Genomic DNA, 20,686 nt, shown 5'->3' on the forward strand with positions numbered 1-20,686 from the left:
TGACTTATTGAGCAACAGTCCTTTACAGAATATGCAACAATCCGGCTCGACAAATCAACTTCGCGACAGTTTGTCGCACCCCGCTTGCTAGCCCTCGAACCCGCATTTCGCAAGGCTTTGAGGTTGATCTGGATCAAGCGGGAGAGGACTTTTCGCTCTTCTCATCCGGTGCAAAAGACCACACCGAAATCGGGACTTATGTCTAAGACTGGCGCCGGTTGCGATAGATGCCGAACGGTACCAGGATGGCCGTCAGGACGAACGCCACCAGTGCCCACTGCGCCAGCGACAAGCCGAGGATCGGCGGGTACGGCGTGCTGCAGAAGCCGTCGACCTGGAACGCCAGTGGCCAGAGCTTGGCCAGGGGCAGGTCGTCGACGATCGGTTGCAGCGTATCGATACCGCAACTGACCATGGGGTTGGCGAGTATATACACATGGTTGCCAGCCGCAACGATTCCGCCAATGGCACTGAGCACCACCAGGCCCTCGAACAGGGTCAGGCTGCGGCGCCCGGGCATGGCAGCGGCAATGAACGCGAAGATGGCGATAAAGAGCAAGGCATAGCGTTGCAGGATGCACAGTGGGCAAGGTGCCTCACCCAGTACCACCTGCATGTACAGCGCTCCGCCGATCAGGGCGAGGCAGATCACCCCCAGCAGCACCAGAAAGCGCCGTTCGCGATTCAGGCGCGATGTTTGTTCGTTCATTGCCGATTCCTTCGATGGATAGGTGGCAGCGTGGTCCGCCCGCCTGAGTGCAATTCTACACGCTGGCATGGCCCTTTAGCGTGTCGAGGGGGCGGCGAGACAGCACTGCGCAGGGCTATCCGGAGACTCTGTGACCGGCTGCAGCAACGTCGGTTCAACGTCGGCCGGTAAAAAAGCGGCTGCCCGGGTGCCGCGCAGGGGCAAGCCCCTCGACACCCGGGAGTGAAGGATACAGTGATTAAAGGAGGATTAAAGATGAAAGCTGCCCGAGGCTCCGTTCATCTTTCCTTATATATAGGCAGGAATTCTTGATCGGCCCAGTCGCTGGCAAGCCAGCCCCCGCGCGGCAAATGCGATCGACCGTTTCGTTCTCGATTACCCACGGGCGGGAGCACTGCTGCAGGGGAGCTGGCTTGCCAGCGACTGGGATTTCTCTATATGCCTGTACCGGCCCTTTCGCGGCGGTTCGGCGCGAAGAGGCCAGTACAGTCAGTGCATCACTCCAGGGCAGCCGCCGGCCCGAAGAACTCGTAGCGGCTCTGCTGCTCCGGCACACCCAGGCCCTTCAACTGGCGCTTGACCGCCGCCATGAAGCCCTTGGGCCCAAGGAAGTAGGCATCCACGTCACGCCCGTGCGGCAGCCACTCGGCCAGCAGGTCCTCGCTCAGCAAGCCCACGGCATCGGCGGCAGCACCGCCTTCGGGCTCGGCATAGCAGTAGAAGCGCTTGAGCTGCGGGTGGCGCTCGGCAAGGCCGTCGACCCAGTCGCGGAAGGCATGCACCGCACCGTTACGCGCGCAGTGGATGAAATGCACCTCACGCCGGGTCTGCAGTGCGGCTTCGAGCATCGCCAGGGTCGGGGTAATGCCCACACCACCGCTGATCAGTACCAGCGGCTTGTCGCTGGCCGCCAGGGTGAAGTCACCCGCTGGCGGGAACAGCTGCAGGGTGTCGCCCACCACCAGCTGATCGTGCAGGTAGTTGGAGACCTTGCCGCCCTCCTCGCGCTTGACGCTGATGCGGTATTCCTGGCCGTCGCACAGGGCCGACAGCGAGTAGTTGCGGCGCTGCTCGGCACCGTCGATGAACAGCTGCAGGCCGATGTACTGGCCAGGCTCGGCCTTTAGTACCGGCTTGCCATCCACCGGGGCGAAGTAGAACGAGGTGATCTCGCTGCTTTCCTGCTCGCGACGGACCAGGCGGAATTCGCGCGTACCGCGCCAGCCGCCAGCGGCCTCTTCCTTCTGTTTGTAAAGGCTTTCCTCGGCGCCGATCAGGATGTCGGCCAGTTGGCTATAGGCAGCGGCCCAGGCAGCGATGACCTCAGGGGTGGCGATTTCCTTGCCCAGCACTTCTTCGATGGCGCGCAGCAGGCAGCTGCCGACGATCGGGTAGTGCTCCGGCAGAATTTGCAGGGCAACGTGTTTGTTGATGATCTGGCCGACCAGGCCACCCAACTGCTCCAGCTGGTCGATGTGACGGGCATACATCAGCACGCCATTGGCCAGGGCACGCGGCTGGTCGCCGCTGGCCTGGTGGGCCTGGTTGAACAGCGGGCGCACCTCTGGGTACTCGCTGAGCATCATCTTGTAGAAGTGGGTGGTCAGCGCCTCACCACCGGTTTCCAGCAGAGGGACAGTGGCTTTGATGATTGCACGTTGTTCGGCATTGAGCATTTGCGACAACTCCTGAGCCTGAGGCTTCAAATGGTTGCCCTTGCTATTACAGCAATCGTGCCAACTTTTTTCGCCAATGAAATCAGGGCATTGACACCGATCATGTCAAATCGACCCACCCGGGCGTATAGTCAAATCGACTAACAGGAGTCCATATGACTACAAAGCCGTTGCTCACCACCCTGCTGCCCTTGGTCAGCGACCTGTCCCGCGACTTGCCCGACCAGGAGCGCTACCGTCGCCTGCTGCAGGCCATGCGCGGGCTGTTGCCCTGCGATGCCGCCGCGCTGCTGCGCCTGGATGGCGAATGGCTGGTGCCGCTGGCCGTCGATGGGCTTTCGCCCGATACCCTGGGCCGTCGCTTCAAGGTCAGTGAGCACCCGCGCTTCCAGATCCTGCTCAGCCGCCCGGAACCGACACGCTTTGCCAGCGACTCCGAGCTGCCCGACCCTTACGATGGCCTGGTCAATGCGCCTGACGCCCACCTTGAGGTGCACGACTGCATGGGTTGCCCGCTGATGGTCGACGAGCGCCCGTGGGGCCTGGTGACCCTCGACGCCCTGACCCCCGGCCAGTTCCAGAGCCTGGAGCTGGACGCCCTGCAGGCCTTCGCCAGCCTCGCCGCCGCCACCGTGACCGTGGCCGAGCGCATCGAGCACCTGGCCCTGCGTGCCGAGGACGAGCACCACCGTGCCGAGATCTACCGCCAGGCCAGCGGCCAGGACAAGGAGCTGATCGGCCAAAGCCCGGCGCACAAGCGCCTGCTCGAAGAAATCCGCCTGGTGGGCGGCAGCGAGCTGACCGTGCTGATTACCGGCGAAACCGGCGTGGGCAAGGAACTGGTAGCCATGGCCCTGCACCAGGCCAGCAACCGCGCCGACAAACCCCTGGTCAGCCTCAACTGTGCAGCCCTCCCCGACACCCTGGTGGAAAGCGAACTGTTCGGCCACGTGCGTGGTGCCTTCACTGGCGCCCATGGCGAACGCCGCGGCAAGTTCGAGTTGGCCAACGGCGGTACGCTGTTCCTCGATGAAGTCGGCGAATTGCCGTTGACCGTGCAAGCCAAGCTGCTGCGCGTGCTGCAGAGCGGCCAACTGCAACGCCTGGGCTCGGACCGCGAACACCGCGTCGATGTACGCCTGATCGCCGCCACCAACCGCGACCTGGCCGCCGAAGTGCGCACAGGCAACTACCGCGCCGACTTCTACCACCGCCTCAGCGTGTATCCGCTGCAGGTGCCGCCGTTACGCGAGCGTGGCCGCGACGTGCTGCTTCTTGCTGGCTATTTCCTCGAACAGAATCGATCACGCCTGGGTTTGAACAGCCTTCGCCTGAGCAATGAGGCGCAAGCAGCACTGCTGGCGTATGACTGGCCGGGCAACGTGCGCGAGCTCGAACACCTGATCGGTCGCTCAGCCCTCAAGGCCATGGGCCAACACCCGGAGCGCCCGCGCATCCTCACCCTGGAGGCCAGTGACCTCGACCTGCGAGTCGCCCAGTCAGCTACCACGGAGCCCCTTCCCCATGCCACGCCTGCAGCCTTGGCGCTACCCGCAGGTGGCCTGCGCGAAGCCCTCGATGATTACCAGCGCCAGCTGATCGATGCCTGCCTGCAACGCCATCAGGACAACTGGGCCGCAGCAGCCCGTGAGCTGGGCCTGGACCGCGCCAACCTGAGCCGCCTGGCTCGTCGCCTGGGACTTCGCTGACCCCACATCCACTAAAGGACTATCCGTAAAGCCATCTGGTGGCAATCTGCTGGGCTGCTATATCTCCCTAATCTCCGGTTACACGGCCATGGGTCGCGAAGGCGGCCCTGTGTACCGATATCCAGCAGGGAGCACTCATGGACAACATCGTCGTCGCCGACAAGCAATCTGCCGTCGCCACCCAGAATGCCTGGGGCAACATCACCCTCAACGGCCCTGGCGTCGTGCAGATGCCGGTCGCCCCGGATCAGGTGGCGACCGTCACCCGCCGTGGCCAGGACCTGATCGTCACGCTCAAATCCGGAGAAAAGGTCACCGTCGGCAATTTCTTTGCCGTGGACCAGGCCGGTGTCGGCAGTGACATGGTTTTCGTCGGCGAAGACGGCACCTTGTGGCACGCCAACTATGACTCGACGGCCTTCACCGGCTTCACCTTCGACGAAGTGGCCTCGCTCGATGAGCTGGTGGCCGGCATCGGGGTTGCCGGCGCTGGCACCTCGACCTTTGCCATCGCTGGTCTCAGCCTGCTCGGCGTCGGCGGCGTGGCAGCAGCGGCAAACAACAGCAGGGGTGGCGGGAGCGGCGGAGGTAGCGGCAGCTCGCCTGGCGACACCACGGCACCCGCTACGCCGATCGACCTGCTGGTTTCGCCTGACGGCCTGCGCCTTAGCGGGCGCGGCGAACCCGGCACCACCGTGCAAGTGCACGATGCCGCCGGCAATCTGGTCGGTAGCGGCCTGGTCGATGCCAATGGCAACTTCACCGTCACCCTCAGCCCTGCCCAGGCCAACGGTGAAACGCTGGATGTGCGCCTGGTCGACGCCGCAGGCAACAGCTCCCCACCACTACAGATCAATGCCCCCGACATTACTCCACCAGCCGCACCATCCAGCCTTGCCGTCAGCCACGACGGTACCGTGCTCACCGGCCGTGCCGAAGCAGGCAGCACGGTACGCGTGCTGGCTGCCGATGGCATCACCGTACTGGGCAGCGCCGTGGTCGGCGCGAACGGTGCGTTCAGCATTACCCTCACCCCGCCTCAAGTCGACGGCCAACAGCTGCAGGTCACGGCTACCGATGCTGCGCATAACACATCCATTGCCGGCAGCGTTACCGCGCCTGATATCGTCAACGGCGGCGACACCACCCCGCCACTCCCGGCCAGCGGCGTGATCATCAGCGCCGACGGGCGCACCGTGTCGGGCCGTGGTGAAGCCGGCACCACCGTCAAAGTGCTGAACGATCAAGGTCAGCTGATCGGTACCGGTACCGTGCAGCCCGATGGCAGCTTCACCTTGCAGCTGACCTCGCCGGTGGTCAATGGCTCGTCGCTGCAGGTCACCCTCACCGATGCCGCCGGCAACGTCTCGACGCCAAGCCCGCTGACCGCGCCGGACCTGCTGCCCCCTGCACAACCCACCGGGCTCAGCCTGGCCAATGGCGTGACCCTGAGCGGCAGTGCCGAGGCGGGCGCCCGGGTGGAGGTGCGTGATGCCAACGGCACCTTGATCGGCAGCGGCATCGTCGGGCCGAATGGCCACTTCAGCTTCACCCTCGCCCCGGCCCAGACTGACGGTGAACACCTGGCGATCAGCGTGATCGATGCCGCCGGCAACCGTTCGACACTGCTGGATTACACCGTGCCGGACACCACACCACCGTCGATTATCAGCAACGTCATCGTCGGCGCCGGTAGCCTGGTCGTGTCCGGCCGAGGCGAGCCGGGTGCCACCGTTGAAGTGCGCGACGCCAATGGCACGGTCATCGGCACCGGCGTGGTGACAGCCAACGGCACCTTCCTGGTCGACCTCAACGGCCCGGTCAGCGCCGGCGAAACCATCGTGCTGGTGCAGACCGATGCCGCCGGCAACCCTTCGGTATCACTCACCGTGATCGTCCCCGCTACCGCCGTACCTGAAGGCCCGGCCGGGCTGGTGCTGGCCGCCGACGGCTCGTCCATCAGCGGTAGCGCCCCGGCGGGCAGCCTGGTGGAAGTGCGCGATGCCAACGGCAACCTGATCGGCAGCGTGCAGGCAGGCAACGACGGTACCTTCACCATCGCCCTGAGCCCGGCCCAAGCCAATGGCGAACTGCTCGACGTGGTGGCCATCGACGCCGACGGCAACAGCTCGCTGCCGACCCAGATCACGGCCCCCGACATTACCCCGCCTGCGCAAGCCAGCGACCTGCACCTGGCGGCCGACGGCATCACCCTCACCGGGCGCGGCGAAGTCGGCGCCACCGTGCAGGTGACCAACGCCCAGGGCACGCTGCTGGGCACCGCCACAGTGGGCGCCAACGGCTATTTCACCGTCACGCTGTCGTCCGCCCAGCTCAATGGCCAGGCGCTCGACGTGGTGCTGCGCGATGCCGCCGGCAACAGCTCCACCGCCAACCTCACCGCACCGGACCTGGACGGCCCGCTGCAGCCATCGGCGCTGGCCGTCGATGTCAGCGGCCTGCACCTCACCGGCGCCGGCCAGGCGGGCTCGATCGTCACCGTGCGCGCGGCCGACGGCAGCGTGCTGGGCACGGCCATCGTCGGTGCCGACGGGCGTTTCGACGTCACCCTCAACGCCCCGCAACGCAACGGTGAACACCTGAGCGTCGAAGCCACCGACGCGCTGGGTAACAGCGCCGGCCCGGTCAGCTTCACCGCCCCCGACACCACGCCACCGCAAACGGTCGGCAACCCGAGCATCGACGGCGCTGGCAGCACCGTCAGCGGCACCGGCGAACCCGGCGCCACGGTTACCGTGCGCGGCCCGAATGGCAGCGTGCTGGGCACCGCCGTGGTGAACGGCGATGGCAGCTTCCAGGTCACCTTGAGTACTGCCCAGACCAACGGCCAGGCCCTGACCGTCGAGCAGCGCGACCCCACCGGCAACGTCTCGGCCGCCATTGACCTGTCTGCCCCGGACACCCAGGCCCCGGCCACGACCACTGGCCTGGCCCTGTCCGCCGACGGCACGGTGCTCTCCGGCAATGGCGAGCCTGGCGCGCAAGTGCAGGTGACCGGCGCCGGCGGCGCGGTGCTGGGCACTGCCACGGTCGGAGCCAACGGCAGCTTCCATGTGACCATCGACCCACCGCAGCTCAATGGCCAGGTGCTGACCGTCATCCAGACCGACGGCGCCGGTAACCCCTCCCCCGCCAACACCCTGACCGCCGCGGATATCGAGGCGCCCGCAGTGGCACAGGGCCTCGGCCTGAGCGCGGATGGCAGCACCCTGACCGGCCAGGGCGAGCCCGGCGCTACCGTCGAGGTCCGCGACACGGCCGGGCAGTTGCTCGGCAGCGGCGTGGTCGATGGCGGCGGCACCTTCAGCGTCACCCTGACACCTGCACAGATCAACGGCGAAACCGTCTCGGTGGTGCTCACCGACGCCGCTGGCAACGCTTCGCCATCGGCCCCCTTCACCGCCGATGACAGCAGCGCCCCGGCGGCCCCCAACGGCGTGCAGGTCAGCGCCGACGGCACCCGCGTGCAAGGCACCGGTGAAGCCGGTGCGACCGTGGAAGTGCGCAATGCCGCGGGCGACCTGCTGGGCTCTGCGGTGGTTGCCGCCAATGGCAGCTTCAGCGTGTCGCTGAACCCACCGCAGCTCGATGGCCAGTCCCTCGACGTCACCCAGACCGACCCGCAGGGCCACGCCTCTGGCGCCGCCCAGGCGACCGCACCGGACCTCACCCCGCCCGCGCTGCCCACCGGCCTCGCCATCAGTGGCGATGGCCTCACGCTGACCGGTAACGCCCCCGGCGCAGCTTCGGTAACCGTGATCAGCCCGACCGGCATCGAAACCACCGTGGCGGTGAATGGCGACGGTAGTTTCAGCGTGCCGCTGTCCCCTGCCCTGCTCAACGGCGAAACCGTGACCGTGGTGGTCAGCGATGCTGCCGGCAATGCCACGCAACCGACCAGTGTCACCGCCGCCGACAGCACGCCACCGGCAGTGGCCACCGACATCGCCGTCAGCCCGGATGGCGGCACCATCAGCGGCAGGGCCGAACCCGGCACCACCGTGATCGTGCGCGATGGCAGCACCGAACTGGGTACCGCACAGGTTGGCGCCGACGGCACCTTCGTGGTTCAGGTCAACCCACCGCTGGTAGCCGGCGACAACGTGCAACTGGTGGTGCACGATGCCGGCAACAACGAAACCGCAGTCAACGTGGCCGGCCCGGATGGCAGCCAGCTTGCCGCGCCAAGCAACCTGGCCATCAGCGCCGATGGCTTCCTGCTGACTGGCCAGGGCACCGTCGGTTCGCTGATCACCGTCACCTCCGGGGGCACCACCCTGGGCACCGGCACGGTCGGCAGCGACGGCACCTTCCGCATCTTCTTCACCAATGCCCAGCTCAACGCACAGACCCTGCAGGTCACTGCCCGCGCCTCGGCCGGTGGCAACCCGTCGGTACCGGCCATCATCGTCGCCGCCGACAGCACGCCACCGGACGCACCGACCCAGGTCACCATCAATCGCAGCGGCAGCACGGTCAGCGGCCATGGCGAAGTGGGCGCGACCGTCAGCGTTACCGATGCCAACGGCACGCTGCTGGGTTCCGGTATCGTTGGCAGCAACGGCCTGTTCACCCTCAACCTGGTGCCGCCACAGGCCAATGGGCAGAACCTCACGATCACCCAGGCCGACGCCGCCGGCAACGTCTCGCTGGCCGCGACCGTGCAGGCTCCCGACCTGCAAGCGCCCGATGCGGCCACCGGCCTGAGCCTGAACAACGCCGCCACGGTCGTCAGCGGGCAAGGCGAAGCCGGCGCGACGGTGACCGTGCGCGACGCCAGCGGCAACGTACTTGCCACCGGCACGGTGAACCAGAGCGGACAGTTCCAGATCACCCTGCCCAACGCCCAGACCACCGGCAGCCCCCTGCAGGTGACCCTCAGCGATGCCGCCGGCAACGTGTCCGGCCCGGCCAGCCTGGCGACCCCGGACCGCACACCACCGGCGGCGATCACCAACCCTTCGTTGAGCGCCGATGGCCGGCAACTGTCCGGCAACGGTGAAGTGGGTGCGACCGTGCAGGTGCGCGATGCCAGCGGCACGGTGCTCGGTACCGCCACCGTGGGGGCCGACGGGCGCTTCACGGTGACGTTCGCCACCCCGCAGGCCACCGGCCAGGCAATTGGCGTAACCCAGGCTGATGCCGCCGGCAACGTGTCCCCCGCCGTCAATGTCACCACCCCGGACCTCACTCCGCCTGCGGCGCTGACCAACGTCGTGCTCAACAACAACGGCCTGACCCTCACCGGCCTCGGCGAGGCGGGTGCCTCGGTCACCGTGCGCGGCCCGGACGGCACCATCATCGGCACCGGCCTGGTGGGCGCCAACGGTAGCTTCACCCTTACCCTCACCAGTGCCCAGCTCAATGCCCAGCACCTGAGCGTGACCCAGACCGACGCCAGCAACAACACCTCGGTCGCCGTCAGCGTCACCGCGCCCGACTTTACGGCGCCGGCCGCACCGACGGCCTTGTCACTGTCCGGCAGTGGCCTGCAACTGAACGGCACTGCCGAGGCCGGCAGCACGGTGACCGTACGCGACGCCTCGGGCAATGTGCTGGGCACCGCCGTGGCAACAGGCAATGGTGTGTTCCAGGTCACCCTGAGCAGCCCCCAGACCAATGGCCAGGTCCTGCAGGTGACCGCCACCGACGCCGCCGGCAACGTCTCGCCAGCGGCGCCCTACACCGCCGCCGACACCACACCGCCTGCGGCGGTGGACCACCTCGCGGTCTCCGCCGACGGCACCAGCCTGGCCGGTACCGGCGAAGCCGGCGCCACCGTCACCGTGCGCGCGCCGAACGGCAGCACACTGGGCACCGCCACTGTCGGTGCCGATGGCCACTTCACCGTGGCCCTGAGCCCGGCTGCCAGTACCGGCGAAGTGCTCAGCGTGACCCAGGCCGACGCCGCGCAGAACGTGTCGCCCGCGCAAACCGTGACCGCGCCGGGCAACGTTGCCCCGGACAGCCCGGACAACCTGGTGCTGTCGGCCAACGGCCTGGTCGTCACCGGCTCCGCCGCCGTGGGCGCCACGGTCAACGTCTACGGCCCCAATGGCGTATTGCTGGGCACCGCACGGGTGGCCAGCGATGGCACCTTCAGCGTCACCCTCGCCAGCGCCCAGGCCAACGGCGAGGTGCTGCATGTCAGCGCGGTGGGCAGCGATGGCAGCGTCTCCCTGCCTGCGACCCTGCAAGCACCGGACACCACCGCACCGCAACCGCTGACCAACCTGGCGCTGTCCAGCGATGGCCTCACACTCACCGGCCGTGGCGAAGCCGGCGCCACCGTCACCATCACCGGGCAGGGCGGCGCCAGCCTGGGCACCGCCGTGGTCGATGCCAACGGCAACTTCAGCGTCAACCTCGCCAGCGCGCAGATCAACGGCCAGCGACTCAGCGCCGCACAGACCGACGCCGCCGGCAACGAGTCCAACAGCGTCAACCTCACCGCGCCCGATCGCGTGGCCCCGGACGCGCCTGCCAACCTGGCGTTCGCCGGCGGCGGCAGCCTGCTCAACGGTATCGGCGAAGCCAACGCCACGGTGAAAGTCATCGCCGCCGACGGCACCGTGCTGGGCACCGCCGTGGTGATGGCCAACGGCAGTTTCCAGGTCATCCTCGGCACACCGTTGGCCAACGGCCAGGCCGTGCAGGTGGTGCTGACCGATGCCGCCGGCAACCAGTCTTCCCCCGGCGCCATCACCGCCCCCGACACCACGCCACCGGCCGCGCCCACCGAGCTGGCCATCGCCAGCGACGGCGCGACCATCACCGGGCGAGGCGAAGCCGGCGCGCTGGTCACCGTAACCGACCCGGCCGGCCAGCAGATCGGCACGGCCATCGTCGATGCCAGCGGCCACTTCACCCTGACCCTCAACCCGGCCCTGGGCAACGCCGAGCTGCTTGGCGTGACCCTGACCGATGGCGCCGGCAACGTGTCGCCGGTCACCACCCTGCAGACGCCGGACTTCACCCCGCCGGACTTGCTCACCAACGTGCTGATCAATGCCAATGGCAGCGTGGTCAGCGGTTCCGGCGAGCCCGGCGCGACGGTCACCGTGACCAACGCCGCAGGCGTGGTGCTGGGCACCACCACCGTGCTCGCCGATGGCAGCTTCCGCGTCGAACTGACCCCGGCGCAGATCAACCAGCAGGTGCTGTCGGTGCAACAGGCCGACCCGCCCGGCAACATCAGCCTGCCGGTCACGGTCAATGCGCCGGACCTGACCCCGCCGGCTGCGGCGGCCTCGCTGCACCTCAATGCCGCCGGCGACCAGCTCAGCGGTACCGGCGAAGCCGGCACCACGGTGCGCGTCTACGTCGGCACCACCGAGATCGGCACCGCCACGGTCGCGGCCAATGGCACCTTCGTGGTCAACCTCAGCGCGGCACAGCTCAACGGCCAGCTGCTGCAGGTCACCCTGACGGACGCCAGCCAGAACATCTCGCCGATCAGCACCCTCAGCGCCGTCGACATCACCCCACCCGCCACGGTGGTCGCCCTGCTCAACGCCAGTGGCACGCAGATCAGTGGTACCGGCGAGGCCGGCGCGCACGTCACGGTGATGAACAACCTGGGTAACATCGTCGGCCAAGGCACCATTGCCGCCAATGGCAGCTTCGTGATCAACCTGACCACGGCGCAGATCAACGGCCAGGTGCTGACCATCATCGCCCAGGACGCCACCGGCAATCCGTCGGTACCCCTGCTGCTGACCGCGCCAGACCTGGTCCCACCGACCGAGCCCGGCAACCTCACCCTGACCGGTAACGGCACCCTGCTCAGCGGCACCGGTGAAGTCGGCAGTGTGATCAGCGTGCGCGACCCGTCGGGCGCCGTGGTCGGCACCATCACGGTGCCCGCAGGCGGCAACTTCACCGTCATCCTCAGCCCGGCCCAGAACAACGGCCAGCTGCTGAGCGTGATCGCCACCGACAGCGCCGGCAACATCTCGACGCCTGCCGCCTACCAGACCCTCGACACCGCGCCACCAGCCGCGGTCACCAACCTGGCCATCAACAACACCTACAACGTCCTCACCGGGCGCGGCGAAGCCGGTGCCACCGTGACGGTCAGCTTCGGTGGCGTGGTCATCGGCACGGGCCTGGTCGACAGCGGTGGCAACTTCTCGATCAACCTGTCGCCTGCACCGGGCTCGGCGGCGTCCCTGGCCGTCACGCAAACCGACGCCGCCAGCAACACCTCGGCGGTGGCGACCTTCCTCACGCCGCTGGTGCCGCCACCGGAGCCACCGGTCAACGTGACACTGGCCGCCGATGGCCTGACCCTGACCGGGACCGCTGCCACCGGCGCTTCGATCCGCGTCTACGACGCCGCTGGCAACCTCATCGGCGCCGGCTCGGCCAACATCGGCAACGGCGGCTTCTCCATCACCCTGAGCGCCGCGCAGCTCAACGGCCAGCATTTGTCGGTGACCTCGGTGTCGCTGCTGGGTGGCGAGTCGCAGCCGGTGTTCATCACCGCCGCCGACATCACCCCGCCGGCCAACCCGGTGGTCAGCGCGCTGTCGGCCAACGGCCTGGTGCTCACCGGTACCGGTGAAGCGGGCGCCACGGTGACCGTGCGCGATGCCAGCGGCAACGTGCTCGGTACCGGCCTGGTCAACGGCTCCGGCGGCTTCAGCATCAACCTCAGCAGTGCCCAGCTCAACGGCCAGGTGCTCAGCCTGACCCAGGCCGACGTCGCACTGAACGTGTCCGGCGCCACCAGCTATACCGCACCGGACGTTCAGGCCCCGCTGGCGCCGACCAACCTGGCGATCAATGGTGCCGGGACAGTACTGACCGGCGTAGGCGAACCGGGCGCAACTGTTACCGTGACCAACGCCAGTGGCACATCGCTCGGCACCGCCTTGGTGCTGGCCAACGGCACCTTCAGCGTCACCCTGACCGCCACCCAGAACAACGGCCAGGCCCTGGTGGTGCGCCAGTCCGACGTCGCCGGCAACCAGTCCGGCAGCACCGGCATCACCGCCCCGGACACCACCCCGCCCACCGCGCCGGTGGCCAACATCAACGCCAACGGCACCACGGTCAGCGGCTCTGGCGAAATCGGCAGCACGGTAACCGTGCGCAACAGCCTGGGCACCGTGCTCGGCACCGCCACTGTAGGCAGCAACGGCCTGTACGTGGTCAGCCTGAGTGCGGCGCAGATCAACTTCCAGGCATTGAGCGTCACCCTCACCGATGCCGCCGGCAACACCTCCACCGCCACCACGCTGAACGCACCGGACCTGACCCCACCTGCCAATGCCGCCAACCTGGTGATCAGCGCCGACGGCACCACCCTCACCGGCACCGGTGAGGTCGGCGCCACGGTCACCGTGCGCAGCGCCAGCGGTACCGTGTTGCAGACCGCGACCGTGCAACCCAACGGTACCTTCACCGTGACCTTGAGCCCGGCCCAGGACAACGGGCAAGTACTCTCGGTGACCCTCACCGACCCTCGCAGCAGCACCTCAGGCGCCTCCGGCACCGTCACCATCACTGCACCGGACGTCGATGCCAACGCCCCGGTAATCGCCAGCGACAACCTGGCCACCGCCACCGTCAACCTGGCGCCGGTCACCGCCACCACCACCTACACCGACAGCTTCACCACCCTGCTGTCGGGCTTCAGCAAGACCTACACCTGGACGGTGGCGGCCGGCTCCACGGTCGACCCGACCCTGACGCTGACCACCAACAGCGTGCTGGCGCTGCTCAACAACTCCACCTTCACCCTGCAGGTGAAGGACGCCAGCGGCGCCTGGGTGACCATCGCCACCGGCAACACCCAGGGGCTGCTCGACCTGATCGTGCTGCCGCTGGGGCTACAGGTCGACATCGGCAAGCTGCAGGCTGGCGACTACCGCCTGACCGTGGCCAGTGGCGGTATCGGCCTGATAACCCAGGTCACCACCAGCCTGGACATCGAAGCCACCAGCCTGACCCAGTTCACCGGCACCGGCACCGCCACCTCGGGCAACGTCATCACCGACCCGGGCACCAATGGCACGGTCGACGCCCTTGGCCCGGACAGCGGCGCCGTGCTGAAGATACTGGTCAACGGCACCTACGTGACCGCGGCCAGTGGCGCGGGCACCACGGTGCAGGGCCAGTACGGCACCTTGGTGATCCATGCCGACGGCAGCTACACCTACACCCCGAGCGGCAGCCCGTCGAGCGTCGGCAAGGTGGATGTGTTCAGCTACGAGCTGGTGCACCCGAACGGACTGACCGCCACGGCCAACCTCTACGTGCGCATCGACAGCCCGCAGGCCACGGAGATCTGGAACGACAGCAACCTCGGTGCGCCGGCCACGGTGGTGGATGCCGTCAACGACGTCGACAGCAGTCACATCACCCTGGCCAACCGGGTCGACAGCAGCAGCGCCACCCTGGGCTCGCTGACCCTGCCGCTGATTGGCTCGCGCTCGGCCACCTACACCACCACGGTGGCCACCGACACCACGGCCAACCTGCAGGTGGTGGTCAACTCCGCCAACCTGCTGAGCCTGCTCAACGGCACCACCATCCAGCTACTCAAGCTCAACACCAGCACCGGCCAGTACGTGGTGGTGCAGACGGTTGCGGGCAGCTCACTGGTCAGCCTGCTCGGTGGCGGCTCCGGCTACACCTTCCAGAACCAGGGCGCGGGTACCTACCACATCGTGGTCACCGCTGGCGGCATCGGCCTGGCCAGTTCGATCACCACCAGCCTCAACACCACCACTACGCACCTCACCGAGTACGTGGTCAGCAGCGCCACGGTGGCCAGCGGCAACCTGATCACCGACCCGGCCGGTACCGACAACCTGGGTTCGGCACTGACCGTGCTGAGCGTGCTGACGGCCGCCGGCACCTACACCATCCCCGGCCACAACGGGGTCAGCGTTGCCGGCACCTATGGCACGCTGCTAGTGCATGCGGACGGCAGCTACACCTACACCCTCAACAGCGGCCTGACCTCGGCGGTGATCGGCCAGCACGACACCTTCACCTATGAGCTGACCCACCCTAACGGCACCACCGACACTGCCACGCTGACCGTCAACCTGGACAACGCTGCCGGCCTCACCACCTTCTCCGCGCTGGTGGCCGACACCAGCGACGACAGCGTGACGCTGGCCAGTGTCGCAGCCACCGCCTCCAGCGAAGTACTCGCCGGCACCGACGGCAACGACCACCTGGTCGGCAGCCAGGGCGGGCACATCACCCTGGAAGGCGGCGCTGGCAACGACATCCTCGAGGTGGTCGACCAGCACTTCGCCAGCGTCGATGGCGGCACCGGTACCGACACCCTGCTGTGGGGCGGCGGCGATGCCAGCATCGACCTGGGCACCCTGGCCGACCGTATCCACAACATCGAAGTGATCGACCTCAACGACACCAGCGCGGTGACACTGACCCTCAACCTGGCGGACGTGGTGGCAATCACCGAAACCGGCAACAACACGCTGATCATCAAGGGGGATGACAAAGACTCGGTGCACATGACGGACAACTGGACCCTGGTGGGGAACCAGACCGTCGACGGCATCGACTATAACCAGTACACGGCCCAGGAAGATCCGAGCCACCACCTCTGGGTGCAGAACAGCATCCATGTCGTCTGAGGCCACGGCAATCCGCCGGGCACTTCGCCCGGCGGCAAGGACGAACAGCAGTAAGGGAATTTCGTGAAGCGAAGCAGTCCGCTGTCACCGCTGTGGCTGGGAGCCTTCGGGCTCCTGGTGTCGAACCTGAACCCGGTTGCCCAGGCAGCCGATGACATAGACCCCAGACTGCGCACCATCGGGCCGTCATTGATGCGCGACGCGCCCGATGCCATCCCCGCCCGCCCGCCCTCCGGCCAGGCCGCCAGCAAGGGTGACCGCCTGGGGCTGGCCGAGGCAGTACTGACCGCCGCGCAGTGGCACCCGAGCATCGCCGAAGCCGTCGGTAACCTCTACAAGCAGGGCGAAGGCATCAACGTCGCCCGTGCCGGTTACTACCCACAGATTTCCGGCGGCATCCGCACTGGCTATGACTCCGGCTATGGCGGCGACCGCAACAGCCAGGCACTGAACCTGTCGTTGAAGCAGATGCTCTACGACTTCGGCAAGGTCGACAATGCCGTCAGTGCCGCCGAGGCCGCCGCTACCCGGGCCCAGGCCAATATCCTGCTGGTGGTCGACGACCTCGCCCGCGACACCGCCTACGCCTGGATCGAAACCCGTCGCTATGAACAGCTGATGGTCATCGCCCGCGACCAGATCCGTGGCGTCGGCGACATCGCTGGCATGGCTCGCCAGCGCAGCGACATGGGCGCCAGCACGCGCTCCGATGTGGTCCAGGCCGAATCGCGGGTGGAAGGCGCACGCGCCACCCTCGAGGAGTACCAGGCGCAGTACGAACGCTGGCGTTCGACCCTGGCCGAACTGCTCGGCCGCGTGGCACCGCCGGCCCTGGCCGAGGAGTCGCCAGCAGAGCTGAACCAGGCCTGCAAACGCGCTTCAGGCGGTAGCGACCGGTTGCCGGCCGTGCTGATGGCCCTGGCCTTGCGCGCCCAGTCCCAGGCCGAACTGGCCCAGGCCAAGGCCGAAGCCTATCCTACGCTGTCGCTGCAACCGCAGGTCAACCACTACCTGGACAACGATTACAACCGCGACAACCGCAGCCTGGACCGCACCCAGGCGGGCATTTACCTGAACGTCGAGGTGCCCATCTACCAGGGTGGCGCCATCAGCGCCCGCAGCCGCGCCGCCGGCCATGCCCTGAGTGCCGCCGATTCCGCCGAAGACGCCGCGCGCCTGCAGGCCCGCCGTGGCCTGGCCGAAGCCATGGCGCAGACGTCCGGGCTGGGCCGGCGCCTGAATTCGCTGGAAGCGCGCCAGGCCAGCATCCAGGAAGCCCGCGAACTGTATGGCAGGCAGTACCTGGACTTGGGCACCCGCCCCTTGCTCGACCTGCTCAACGCCGAGCAGGAGATCTACCAGTCACGCTTCGAACTCGCCGGCACCCGCTCCGACCTGCTGCGCCTGGATGTCGACTGCCTGTACAACTCCGGCGCCCTGCGTACCGCCTTCGGGCTGGAAGGGCGCAACCTGCAAGGGGTGGAAATCGAGCCATGAACGATACCGTCAAGCTGACCCAGGCCGGTCAGGCACAGAACCCGGAGCCAGCTGTGATGCACCGGCCCGATCTGGGCCCTTGGCTGGAAGTGATGCTGCAGGTCGCCCACCACTATCGCCTGGATGTCTCGCCCCAGCGCATCCGCCTGGCGGCGGTCGAAGATGCCCGCCCGCTGGATGAAATCCTCCGGCACATGGCGCGCCAGGCCGGTCTGACCTTGCGCTTCGTGCGCTACGACGCCAAGGCCCTGCGCCAGTGGCGCACGCCGCTGGTGTTGGAGCTGGACGATGGCCAGCTGGCCACGGTCGAGGCGGTGACCGAGGAAAACGAGCTGGCCGTGGTGTTTGCCGGCGATCAGCGGCTGACCTCGCGCCTGCCTCGCGAAGCGCTCGAGGGGCGCATCAATCGCGTGGCCTTGATGCGCCCGGCACGGCCGCTGCGCGATGTGCGCACCGACGACTACACCGCGCCCTACGATCGCCACTGGTTCACCCGCATCGTGCTGCGCGACCTGCGCCCGTACGGCCAGGTGATGGTCGCCTCTTTGGTGGCCAACGTGCTGGCCCTGGCCGGGGTGCTGTTTTCCATGCAGGTGTATGACCGGGTGATCCCTGCCGAGTCCCTGCCGACCCTGTACGTGCTGTTCGGCGGCGTGGTGCTGGCGCTGGTGTTCGACTTCAGCATGCGCCTGCTGCGGCTGAAGGTCACCGACCTGCTGGGCAAGCGTGCCGACCTGCGGGTGTCCGACCTGGTCTACGGCCATGCGCTGCGCCTGCGCAATTCGGCACGGCCGAAATCCACCGGCTCGTTCATCTCGCAGTTGCGCGAGCTGGAGTCGATCCGTGACCTGATCACTTCGAGCACTGCCACGGCCTTGGCCGACCTGCCGTTCTTCCTGCTGTTCCTGCTGGTGTTCTGGTTGATCGGCGGGGTGCTGGTGATCATCCCGCTGGTGGCGCTGCTGGCCATGGTCATCCCGGGCCTGCTGGCACAGCGGCGGCTGGCGGCACTGGCCAATGCCTCGATGCGCGAATCGTCGCTGCGCAACGCCATGCTGGTGGAGAGCATCCAGGGCCTGGACGAGATCAAGGCGCTGCAGGCCGAGGCGCGCTTCGAGCGCCAGTGGAACCAGTACAACGCCGCTTGCGCGCACACCAGCCTGCGCCTGCGCACCCTGACCAACGGCCTGGTGACCTGGACCCAGAACGTGCAGGGCGCGGTATTTGCCGTGGTCATCGTGATCGGTGCGCCGATGGTGATTGCCGGCGACCTCACCACCGGTAGCCTGGTGGCGGCCTCGATGCTGTCGTCACGGATGATGGCACCGCTGGCGCAGCTGACCCACGTACTGACCCGCTGGCAGCAGGCCAAGGTGGCCCTGCAAGGCCTGGACAAACTGATGCAGGCGCCGGTCGACCACCCCGAAGGCGAGGCCCGCGTGCACCTGCCGGCGATCCGTGGTGAATATGCGTTGCGCCAGGCCCACTTCCGCTACAGCCCGGAAGCGCCACCGGTGCTGAGCATCGGCCAGCTCGACATCCAGCCTGGCGAGCGCATCGCCGTGCTCGGGCGCAACGGTGCCGGCAAATCGACCCTGCTGCAGGCACTGGGCGGTGCCATGGACCTGAGCCAGGGCGAAGTCAGCCTCGACGGCATCGCCATGGCCCACCTCGACCCGGCCGACCTGCGCCGTGACGTCGGCCTGCTGGCCCAGTACGCCCGGCTGTTCCACGGCACCCTGCGGGAAAACCTCACCCTCGGCGCCGGCCAGGCCAGCGACCAGGAGCTGGTGGCCGCGCTGGCCGCCACCGGTGCGCTGGAGTTCGTCCGCCACCTGCCCAAGGGCCTTGACCACTTGATTCTCGAAGGCGGCGTGGGCCTGTCCGGTGGACAGCGCCAGGCCCTGGTGCTGGCGCGTTTGCTGGTTCGCCAACCGCAAGTGCTGTTGCTCGATGAGCCCACCGCCTCGCTCGACGACGTCACCGAACGCAAGCTGCTGGATAACCTCGATCGCTTCTGCCAGGGCCGCACCCTGGTGATCGCCACCCACCGCCTCAGCGTGCTGCAGCGCGTGGACCGCATCATCGTGCTGGACGGCGGGCGCATCGCCATCGACGACAAACGCGACGCTGCCCTGGCCAAGCTGCAAGGAGCGCAGGCATGAGCAACCACGAACTCCCCGCGTCCTATCTGGATGGCCAGGACGACCAGGCAGTGCTGCGCGCCGGCCGCATCATCACCATTTGCGCACTCATGCTCGCTGCGTTCCTGGCCTGGGCGGCCTGGTTCGAGGTGACCGAGGTCTCCACCGGCACCGGCAAGGTCATCCCCAGTTCACGCGAGCAGGTGATCCAGTCGTTCGAAGGCGGCATTGTCGCCGAGATGAACGTGGCCGAAGGCGACCTGGTCGAGCGCGGCCAGGTGCTTGCCCAGCTCGACCCGACCAAGACCGCTTCCAGCGTTGGCGAAAGCGAAGCCAAGTACCGTGCGGCCAAGGCCAGCGTGGCGCGCCTGCGTGCCGAGGTTACCGGCAAGCCGCTGAGCTTCCCTGAAAGCCTGCGCGATTCGCCCGACCTGATCGACGCCGAAACCGCGCTTTACGAAACCCGCCGTCGCGGCCTGGAGCAGACCCTGGCCGGCATCGAGGATTCGCTGCGCCTGGTGCGCGCGGAGCTGAAGATCACCGAGAACCTGGCCAAGATGGGCGCCTCCAGCCGGGTCGAAGTGATCCGCCTGAACCGCCAGCGCTCGGAGCTGGAGCTCAAGGCCAACGAAGCCCGATCCGAGTACCTGGTGCGAGCCCGCGAAGAGCTGGCCAAGGCCAGTGCCGAAGCCGACAGCCTGTCGGAAGTGATCCGCGGGCGCAGCGATTCGCTGACCCGCCTGACCCTGCGTTCACCGGTACGCGGCATCGTCAAGGACATCGAGGTCAACACCCTGGGCGGCGTGGTGCAGCCTGGCGGGCAGGTGATGAAGATCGTGCCGATGGACGAACGCCTGCTGATCGAAACCCGCATCGCCCCACGGGACATCGCCTTCATCCACCCCGACCAGGCGGCCAAGGTCAAGATCAGTGCCTATGACTACTCGGTGTATGGCGGGCTGGATGGCAAGGTGGTGGGGATTTCGCCGGACACCCTGCAGGACGAGGTGAAACCGGAGATCTACTACTACCGGGTGTTCATCCGCACCGAGCAGGACAGCCTGACCAACAAGGCTGGCAAGCATTTCGCGATCGTGCCGGGGATGATTGCCACGGTGGATATCCGTACGGGCGAGAAGACCATCCTCGATTACCTGATCAAACCGCTGAACCGCGCCCGCGAGGCCCTGCGCGAACGCTGATCTCATGAGCGACACAGACGCTGTGGGAGCCGCGCTTGCCGGCGATGGGCCGCGAAGCGGCCCCGGCAATCTGTGCAATAACCTTGAAACCTTGGGGCCGCTTCGCG

Annotated in this window: 6 protein-coding genes and 1 pseudogene; 5 read left to right on the forward strand and 2 right to left on the reverse strand. The window is 67.4% G+C overall.

The genetic code is table 11. From position 1 onward, the window contains the following. Positions 1-202: 202 nt before the first annotated feature. The gene (locus tag J7573_RS06360; RefSeq protein WP_294330867.1) at positions 203-709 is read right to left on the reverse strand and encodes a disulfide bond formation protein B; all 507 of its coding nucleotides are present in this window, start codon (positions 707-709) and stop codon (positions 203-205) included. Between the two features lie 497 nt (positions 710-1,206). Then, positions 1,207-2,385, reverse strand: coding sequence for an NO-inducible flavohemoprotein (hmpA, locus tag J7573_RS06365; protein ID WP_294330870.1), 1,179 nt, complete (start codon positions 2,383-2,385; stop codon positions 1,207-1,209). 155 nt (positions 2,386-2,540) lie between these two features. On the opposite strand from hmpA, the gene norR reads away from it, so the two are divergent. From norR to J7573_RS06390, 5 genes and pseudogenes are all read left to right on the forward strand, one after another. Further along, complete coding sequence (norR, locus tag J7573_RS06370; protein ID WP_294330873.1) at positions 2,541-4,094, forward strand: nitric oxide reductase transcriptional regulator NorR; 1,554 nt, start codon at positions 2,541-2,543, stop codon at positions 4,092-4,094. Between the two features lie 137 nt (positions 4,095-4,231). Beyond that, positions 4,232-15,736, forward strand: a pseudogene (locus tag J7573_RS06375) (BapA/Bap/LapF family large adhesin); the annotation flags it as partial. Positions 15,737-15,799: 63 nt separating this feature from the next. Continuing rightward, positions 15,800-17,233, forward strand: a complete 1,434-nt coding sequence (locus J7573_RS06380) for a TolC family outer membrane protein (protein ID WP_294330875.1) — start codon at positions 15,800-15,802, stop codon at positions 17,231-17,233. Then, on the forward strand, positions 17,230-19,398 hold the full coding sequence (locus J7573_RS06385) for a type I secretion system permease/ATPase (RefSeq protein WP_294330879.1): 2,169 nt from the start codon (positions 17,230-17,232) through the stop codon (positions 19,396-19,398). Before J7573_RS06380 ends, J7573_RS06385 begins: the two co-directional genes overlap by 4 nt. Then, positions 19,395-20,579 carry an HlyD family type I secretion periplasmic adaptor subunit gene (locus J7573_RS06390; protein ID WP_294330883.1) on the forward strand — a complete coding sequence of 395 codons (1,185 nt, stop codon included), beginning with the start codon at positions 19,395-19,397 and terminating at the stop codon, positions 20,577-20,579. Before J7573_RS06385 ends, J7573_RS06390 begins: the two co-directional genes overlap by 4 nt. Positions 20,580-20,686: the final 107 nt, after the last annotated feature.

It is taken from the genome of Pseudomonas sp., from assembly GCF_017744435.1.
In the GTDB taxonomy this organism is placed as follows: Bacteria; Pseudomonadota; Gammaproteobacteria; order Pseudomonadales; family Pseudomonadaceae; genus Aquipseudomonas.